The sequence below is a fragment of the Dokdonella sp. genome (assembly GCF_019634845.1).
In the GTDB taxonomy this organism is placed as follows: Bacteria; Pseudomonadota; Gammaproteobacteria; order Xanthomonadales; family Rhodanobacteraceae; genus Dokdonella_A.
On the sequence record NZ_JAHCAQ010000025.1, the window covers coordinates 20,581 to 27,170 of the forward strand.

Annotated in this window: 5 protein-coding genes; 3 read left to right on the top strand and 2 right to left on the bottom strand. The window is 70.1% G+C overall.

Features of this window, described 5'->3' with window-relative positions; all coding sequences use genetic code 11:
* Window positions 1-303: 303 nt before the first annotated feature.
* Window positions 304-771: a tRNA (cytidine(34)-2'-O)-methyltransferase gene (locus tag KF903_RS14125; protein WP_291216164.1), complete on the bottom strand. Its 468-nt coding sequence runs from the start codon at window positions 769-771 to the stop codon at window positions 304-306.
* Window positions 772-1,089: 318 nt separating this feature from the next.
* Here KF903_RS14125 and KF903_RS14130 point away from each other — a divergent pair, with 318 nt between their 5' ends.
* Together KF903_RS14130 and KF903_RS14135 are read left to right on the top strand one after the other, a co-directional pair.
* Entirely contained in the window at window positions 1,090-3,918 is a 2,829-nt protein-coding gene (locus KF903_RS14130; RefSeq protein WP_291216167.1) for a pitrilysin family protein, read from the top strand.
* 94 nt (window positions 3,919-4,012) lie between these two features.
* Window positions 4,013-4,414: a DUF4156 domain-containing protein gene (locus KF903_RS14135; protein ID WP_291216170.1), complete on the top strand. Its 402-nt coding sequence runs from the start codon at window positions 4,013-4,015 to the stop codon at window positions 4,412-4,414.
* Here the strand turns inward: KF903_RS14135 and KF903_RS14140 are convergent.
* Complete coding sequence (locus KF903_RS14140; RefSeq protein WP_291216171.1) at window positions 4,404-5,804, bottom strand: hypothetical protein; 1,401 nt, start codon at window positions 5,802-5,804, stop codon at window positions 4,404-4,406. The genes KF903_RS14135 and KF903_RS14140 overlap by 11 nt on opposite strands.
* A gap of 456 nt (window positions 5,805-6,260) precedes the next feature.
* Between KF903_RS14140 and KF903_RS14145 the strand changes: the two genes are divergently transcribed.
* Window positions 6,261-6,590 (top strand): hypothetical protein (locus tag KF903_RS14145; protein ID WP_291216173.1); only part of this gene is annotated, 330 nt, incomplete at its 3' end.

Sequence of the window (6,590 nt, forward strand, 5' to 3'; positions counted from 1 at the left end):
CAGTCACTCCATCGCAAGGGTCGTGCCAACGCTGCGGCATGCTGCGCCGGGCCCGCATCGGCGGCGCTGGCGCAGCCCGCTCGCGTCGCCGCACGCGCGTCACGCGCCGCGCGCAAACCCGCGCCAATGCTGCAAAAAACGCCGTGTGCGCGAGCACTCTGGCACGGCTGCACAAGCCCGCGCGCAGGCGTCGTCGATCGGCCGCGCCGGTTGCCTGCACGTGGTCGTTGCGGCCGTGCGCGACCGTTCGCGGACAGTCGCGGACAGTGGGCGCAGCCTCGCCGTGGGCGAGGCCCGCGGTCCCTATCGGGCAGCGCCGTCGAAACCGAGTTGGCGCCAGGCCTCGTACACGACGACGGCCACCGCATTGGACAGGTTGAGACTGCGGTTGTGCGGCCGCATCGGCAGGCACAGGCGTTGCGCCGGCGGGATCGTGTCGAGCAGCGGTTGCGGCAGGCCGTGGGTTTCCGAACCGAACAGCAGGGCATCGCCGGGGGCATAGGCAACGCTGTCGTAGCGCGTGCCGCCGCGTGTCGACAGCGCGAACAACCGACGGGGCTGCACCGCGGCCAGCAGGGCCGCGAAGTCCTCGTGCACGCTGATGCGCGCAAACTCGTGGTAGTCGAGCCCGGCGCGCCGCATGCGCGCGTGGTCGAGCGCGAAGCCGAGCGGTCGCACCAGATGCAGCGCGGCGCCGCTGTTGGCGCACAGCCGGATCACGTTGCCGGTGTTGGGTGGGATCTGCGGCTGGTGCAGGATGACGTGGAGCACACCGCATTATGGCGGCGCGCGGCAGGCCGGCCAATCGCGCAGTGGCCGCAGTCAGCGCCGAGGCGAGCGCCGCGTCGGGAGCCAGCCCGCCGGCGCGCCGCCGGGTGGTCGTGGCGGTCGGTACCGTTGCATGCGCCATGCGCTAAACTGTGCGGTTTCGGCCCAGTCGGACACGGGCCGACGATTGCCGCGGCGCCGCGACGATGACGCCTGCGGTGCTTCGAAGGTCCGTTTGCACGCTGGCGCAGGGCGTGTATCCATGCCGCGCACCCGCTGCCTGCCCACAACTCCATCCACCCTGCACGAGGAACTCCCACCATGCGTCAGTTCTGGTTGAGCGCGCTCGCCACGCTCGTTCTCGGCAGCACCGCTGCCGCTGCCACTGGCAGCGATGCCATCGACATTCCGTACACGCGCTTCACCTTGCCCAACGGCCTGACCGTGGTGGTCAGTGAAGACCACAAGGCGCCGATCGTCGCGGTCAGCGTGTGGTACCACGTCGGTTCGGCCGATGAACCCAAGGGCAGGAGCGGGTTTGCGCATCTGTTCGAGCACCTGATGTTTCAGGGCTCGGAGAATCATCGCGACGAATATTTCCGTCCGTTCGAGCTGGCTGGCGCCACCGACATGAACGGCACCACCTGGTACGACCGCACCAATTACTTCGAGACCGTGCCGACCACCGCGCTCGACATGGCGCTGTGGATGGAATCCGACCGCATGGGCCACCTGCTCGGCGCGATCGGCCAGAAGGATCTCGATGAACAGCGCGGCGTGGTGCAGAACGAGAAGCGCCAGGGCGAGAACCAGCCCTATGGGCGGGTCGACCAGCGCATTTCGGCCAACGTGTTCCCGGCCAACCACCCCTACCACCACGACACCATCGGTTCGATGAAGGATCTCGACGCGGCCACGCTGGCCGACGTCAAGACCTGGTTCAACGACTACTACGGCGCCGCCAACGTGACCGTGGTGCTGGCCGGCGACATCACGCCCGAGGTCGCGAAGGAGAAGATGCTGCGCTACTTCGGCGACATCCCGGCCGGTCCGCCGGTGGCGCGCCAGCAACCGTGGACGGCGCCGCGCAGCAATTCCACGCGCGACACCATGGTCGATACGGTGGCGCAGACGCGCATCGTGCGCACCTGGAACGTGCCGAATCTGGCCGATCCCGACGAGGTGCCGCTCGAGCTGGCGGCAGCGGTGCTCGGCGGCGGCAAGACCTCGCGCCTGTACCAGCGCCTCGTCTACCAGGACAAGCTCGTCGATGCGGTGTCGACCGATGTGCAGTCGTTCGCGCTGGCCTCGCTGTTCCAGCTCAGCGCCGACGTCAAGGCCGGTGTCGATGGCGGTCGCGTCGAGCGCGCCATTGCGCAGGAGTGGGCGCGATTCCTCAAGGACGGCCCCACCGCGGAGGAACTCGAGCGGGTCAAGACGGCAACGCGGGCGCGCTTCATCCGTCCGCTCGAGAACGTCAACGTCAAGGCCTCGATCCTTGCCGAGGGGCAGGTCTACCGCAACGATCCGGGTGCCTGGCGCAGCGATCTGGCGCGACTGGATGCCGCCACCCCGGCCAGCGTGCGGGCCGCCGCGCGCAAATGGCTGGCCCGCGGCGACTACACCCTGACCGTGGTGCCGGCCAAGCCAGGCCAGAAGCTCGTGGCCGAGGACGAGTCCGAGCGCGCCGGCCTGCCGGCCGCGCCGGGCCGCCCGGCGGCCAAGTTGCCGCCCAAGGCCGACTACCACACCGTGCCATCCACGGTCGATCGCAGCAAGGGCGTGCCCGTGGTCACGAACTTCCCCGATCTGACCTTTCCGCAGATCGAGCGCGGCAAGCTCGGCAACGGCATCGAGGTCGTGCTCGCGCAGCGCCACGCGATTCCGGTCGTGCAGGTGCAGATGCTGTTCCGGGGTGGGTTTGCCGCCGACCAGGGCCGCAAGCTCGGCACCGCTTCGTTCACGATGGGCATGCTCGACGAGGGCACGACCACGCTCGATTCGGTCGAGATCGCCAAGCGCAGCCAGCGGCTGGGCGCGATCGTGTCGACCGGTGCGAGTCTGGACAGTGCCGCGGTCACGCTCAATGCGCTCGACGCCGAACTCGAGCCTTCGCTGGCACTGTTCGCCGACGTGATCCGCAATCCGGCCCTGCGCAGCGCCGACATCGAGCGCGTGCGCGGCCAGTGGCTGGCCGGCATCGCGCAGGAAAAGACCCAGCCGACGCGCCTGGCGCTGCGCACCTTGCCGCCGCTGCTGTATGGCGCCGGCCACGCCTATGCGATCCCGTTCACGGGGTCGGGCGATGAAGCCTCGATCAAGTCGCTCGACGTCGCGGACATGCGCGGCTACGTGCGCGATTACGTGCGCCCGGACAACGCCACCCTGCTCGTCGCCGGTGACACCACGCTCGAGCGCATCATTCCGCTGCTCGAGGCGGCGTTCGGCGACTGGCACGCCCCGGCCACGCCGATCCCCTCGCGCAACATCGCTGCCGTCGCGCTGCCGCAGGCACCGCGCGTGTTCCTGCTCGACAAGCCCGGTGCGCAGCAGACCGTGATCCTGGCCGGCGAGGTCGCGCCCTCGACCAAGGCGCCCAACAACCTCGAGATCGAGACCATGAATGGCGCCTTCGGCGGCAGTTTCACCTCGCGTCTCAACATGAACCTGCGCGAGGACAAGCACTGGGCCTATGGCGCGGGCAGCTTCCTCAGCGACGCGCTCGGTCAGCGCCCGTTCGTGCTGTACGCCCCGGTGCAGACCGACCAGACCGCCCCGGCGCTGGCCGAGATGCTGCGCGAGGCGCGCGAGGTCGTCGGCGACCGGCCGCTCACCCACGAGGAGATCGACAAGATCAAGGTCGGTGACGTGCGTGGCCTGCCGGGCGCGTTCCAGATGACCTCGGCCGTGCTCGGCACGCTGGCGCGCAATGCGCTCTACGACCGGCCCGACGATTACGTGACCACGCTCAAGGCGCGCCTGGAGGCGCAGACCGACGACGCGGTGCGCGCCGCGGCCCGCGAGGTGATCCATCCCGAGGCGTTGACCTGGTTCGTGGTCGGCGACCTCAAGCAGATCGAGGAGCCCGTGCGCAAGCTCGCCGTCGGCGAGCTGAAGGTACTCGATGCCGACGGCAAGCCGATGCCGTGACCGCGCGGTGGGGCTGGTTGCGCCGCAGCCAGCCTCACCACCGATTCAGCACGCGCTTGCGACCATCGCGCGCCGCCCTGGAGATCGAGCCGTGATGCGTGGATTCGTCGTCAGCCTCAGCACCGCCCTTGTCCTGGCCGCCTGCAGCTGGGGCATCCGCCTCGATTCGGGCGGCCGCAACGTGCAGACCGTCTGGACCGGCAACGTCAGCGGCTGCGTCGACAAGGGACGCGTGACGGTGTCGGTGCTCGATCACGTCGGCCCGGTCAACCGCCGCGACCTCAAGGTGCGCGACGAGCTCGAGGTGCTGGCCCGCAACGAGGCTGCCAGCATCGGCGCCGACACGATCCAGCCGCTCGGCGAGCCACGCGACGGCGAGCAGGCGTTCGCGGCCTGGCATTGCGGTCGCCGCATCGGCAACGCCGCCACGGTGCGGCCGTCCACCGCGCCGCGCGATGACGCCGGCGCGGTGCAGACCTACCCGATCAAGGATTGAGCGCGCGGCGTCGCGGCGCCGCCTGTGCTGGCGGCCGCGGCGCGCTGCGGTGCGTGGAGTGGCCGCGAGCGGTCGCGGTGGCAGCCGTGCGTGGCCGCACGATGCTGTCGAACGACGCGAAGCTGGCGGCGGGATCGAACCGGCAGGGGCCGGCGGCGACGCCGCTCGCGACGAGGGTCTGGCAGGCCTGCTGCAACTGCGCCACGCTCGGCTGCGGCGCGCCGTTGATCCAGGCCCGCAGCGCTTCCCAGCCGGCCAGGCCTTCGGCGACGTTGAAGCCGCAATGGCTGGGCTCATCCTCGGCCACGATCGCGCTCACCCATTGCGTGGACGGCACCTGGTTGCGGATGAATTCCTGGTTGGCCGGAATCACGAGCTCGTCGCGGCTGGTGTGCAGCGACATGATCTTGGCGGCGCCAACCTGGCCGTGGAAGTCCGAGGCCGCGCGCAGTGCCTGCGCGGCGACCGGATCGGCGATGAGGCGCGTGATGCGCGCCGCCACCAGCGGGTCGTCGCCATAGTCGACGCCTGCCGTGGTGAACGGGTTGAGTCCCGCGAGCTTGTCGGGCGCGCGCACGATGTCGGCCAGCCCGAAGGTTGCGTAACCGATGTTGGTCAGCAGGAACTGTTCGTCGCTGAGGTGGGCATAGGCCATGAGCTCGGCCAGCCGCCGCTGCTTGTCGGCACTGCGCTGCGCCGGCGGCAGGTTGATGCCGGTGCAGCGGTTGACCTGCAGCAGCGTGTCGAGCACGACGAGGTTGTCGAGCATGCCGCCAAGACCCGACAGATCGCCCAGCTGGGCCGGGATCATGGCGAGGTCGAAGGCCCACCACAGCGGCTGCGCACCGTGGCGCAGTTCACCGGCGCCCTCGCAGATGGCCGCGTACCCCAGGCGCAGGTCGATCGCGTAGTCCCACAGCCGCGAACCCGCGGCGGCCGGACACATCGCGAACACGCCCTGCACGGGCGGAAAGCCGTCGGCCTCGGCCAGCTTGAGCGCCACCAGTCCACCGAGCGAACCTCCGAACGGCAGCATGTGGCCGGGTGCGCCGAACTGTTGCGTGAACCGCGCCACCAGGTCACGGTTGTCGTCGATCGCGTCGAACATGGCCCAGCCGCGCTCGCGGTAGCTCGAGGCGGCGATCGCATAGCCTTGCGCCAGCGCCACGTCCTTGAGCGGTCCCAGTCCCGGCGGCCCGTCCGGCGCCGAGAAATCGAAGCCGTGCTGGTAGAGGATCAGGGTGTCGCCCGCGCTCCAGCCGGCCGGCACCGCGATGCGGTACCAGGCGCCCGACGCCATCTGGCCGCTGGTCTCCTGCGCTGCCGCGCTGGCGGCGGGGGCAAGCAAGCAACTGCAGACGAGCAGGCAAAGGGCGAACACTCGGGGCATGCGCCGCGACTCCGTGACAGGATCAGGCCTCAGACCGTAGGCGGCGCCACCTGAGCGAGGTCTGAAGGTCGCCCGTGAACCGATCGCAGGTAGAATCACCAACCATGCCAATCACGATCGAATCCCGCGCGCATTGTCGGGCGTCATCGGCGCGTGCCCGCCGCGCCACCAGCCCCGTCCATTGCCTCGCGGTGGCAGGCGCCGGCAGCTTGCGCGATGGCCCCGCCCATCGTCAGCCGGTCCGAGGGAACTCGCGACTCGTCGACACGGTCACACCGCGCGTCGCGCGCAGCGGCCGCCTTCCGGGCGAGGGTGGCCGTCCGTCGAGGCAGCCCTGTCCAACCCGGGTAGGCCCCAGCGGTGCGTTCCCGATCGCGTGCCATTGACGGCAGGCGGTGCATCGTCACCGCGCCGTCGCCCAACCTTACCGATCCATATCCCGTCCGGAGACTGTCCATGACCCGACTGACCATTCTTGCCGCTGTGCTGTTGCTGGCGGCCTGCAGCAAGCAGGCGCCTACCGATGCGCAGCTCGTGACCCTGCTGCATGCCGGCGGCTTGGCCAGGGCCAGCGACACCAGCCGCCCGCTCGATGCGATCGCAGTGCAGTGCCTGAGCACGCACTCGGGCGACGCCGCCCTGGTGCGCGATTTGCCGCCGGCCGCGTTGACCGACGCCGCCAAGTCGCAGTGCCGGAGGCGGGTCGAGCTGTGGCTTGCCGACAGCGCCCGCAATCCCGACGGATTCAAGTTCGCCGACGTCAGTGCCGCGCCGGTCGCCGCGCGC

Bases quoted from the DNA above. Each gene is read 5' to 3' on its own strand.
- KF903_RS14130 (WP_291216167.1), top strand. From the start codon at position 1,090: ATGCGTCAGTTCTGGTTGAGCGCGCTCGCCACGCTCGTTCTCGGCAGC.
- KF903_RS14135 (WP_291216170.1), top strand. From the start codon at position 4,013: ATGCGTGGATTCGTCGTCAGCCTCAGCACCGCCCTTGTCCTGGCCGCC.
- KF903_RS14140 (WP_291216171.1), bottom strand. From the start codon at position 5,804: ATGCCCCGAGTGTTCGCCCTTTGCCTGCTCGTCTGCAGTTGCTTGCTT.